The organism is Arthrobacter sp. 2YAF22_2 (genome assembly GCF_052114645.1).
Lineage (GTDB): Bacteria > Actinomycetota > Actinomycetes > Actinomycetales > Micrococcaceae > Arthrobacter.
The window spans coordinates 1-1173 of the sequence record NZ_JBFRFD010000754.1 but is presented as its reverse complement, the minus strand read 5'-3'; the positions used below and the strand labels follow the sequence as shown (position 1 = coordinate 1173).

Sequence of the window (1173 nt, the reverse complement as noted above, 5' to 3'; positions counted from 1 at the left end):
ACCACAATCAGTGCCGGTGCCGCGTACTGGAAGACCACTTCCGGCAGGTGCAGGAGCAGGTACGCGCCGGTGATGCCACCCAGCAGCGAGGCGGGCAGCAAGCGCAGGAGCTGGTTCCGGCGACCGGCCAGCTCCTTCCGGTAGCCCCAGGCGCCTGCGGCGTTCCCGGCCACGAGGCCCATGGCATTGCTGATCGAGGCGGTGACGGGCACGAAACCCAGCGCGATCAACACCGGGAAAGTCACCAGCGTGCCAGACCCCACCACGCTGTTGATGGTGCCGGCCCAGAGTCCGGCGAAGAAAATGAAGACGCTGCTGAGGACCTCCACGCGCTGTCAGCGGCCCCTTCAGCGGCGGGCGGTCGCGGTGTAGCGGCCGCCGGAGACGCTGACGTCCAGGTCCACGCCGAAAGTTTCACTGAGGTTCTCCGCGGTGAGCACCTCGGCGAGCGGGCCGGCGGCGACCACAGCGCCGTCGCGGAGCAGCAGGGCATGCGTGAAGCCCGGCGGGACCTCTTCGAGGTGGTGGGTGACCAGCACAATCGCGGGCGCCGCTTCGTCGCGGGCCAGTTCGCTGAGCCGGTGGACCAGGTCTTCACGGCCGCCAAGGTCGAGGCCCGCGGCGGGCTCGTCCAGGAGCAGGAGTTCCGGGTCCGTCATGAGCGCACGGGCGATCTGCACGCGTTTGCGTTCGCCTTCGGAGAGCGAGGCGAAGGGGCGGTTGAGAAGGGGGCCCATCCCCCACTCGTTGAGCAACGCGAAAGCACGCCGTTCGTCGTCCTTTTCGTAGCCCTCCCGCCACCGGCCGGTCACGCCGTAGGCGGCGGTCACCACCACGTTGAGGACCTTCTCCTGCTCAGGAATCTGGTTGGCCAACGCGGCCGAGGAGAGTCCGATCCGCGGCCGGAGTTCGAAGACGTCAACAGCGCCGAGGATTTCTTCGAGGATTCCGGCCATGCCGCTGGTGGGGTGGAGACGGGCAGCAGCGACCTGCAGCAGAGTGGTTTTTCCGGCGCCGTTGGGGCCCAGAATCACCCAACGCTCGCCCTCCTTGACCTGCCAGTCGACCTTGTCCAGGAGCTTTTTTGCCCCACGTACAACGCTGACGGCGGCCATTTCAAGAACATCACTCATAGGAGTAGACACTAGGACAAAAAAGCGGACGACTGATAAC

The 1173-nt window shown here is 66.4% G+C and carries 2 protein-coding genes; both read right to left on the bottom strand.

Annotation, left to right across the window (positions count from 1 at the left end; genetic code table 11):
• Nucleotides 1-329: TSUP family transporter (locus tag AB4Y86_RS19295; RefSeq protein WP_441403729.1), on the bottom strand; the 329-nt coding region annotated here is incomplete at its 3' end.
• An 18-nt stretch (nt 330-347) separates the two neighbouring features.
• Nucleotides 348-1133, bottom strand: coding sequence for an ABC transporter ATP-binding protein (locus AB4Y86_RS19290; protein ID WP_441403728.1), 786 nt, complete (start codon nt 1131-1133; stop codon nt 348-350).
• Nucleotides 1134-1173 lie beyond the last annotated feature (40 nt).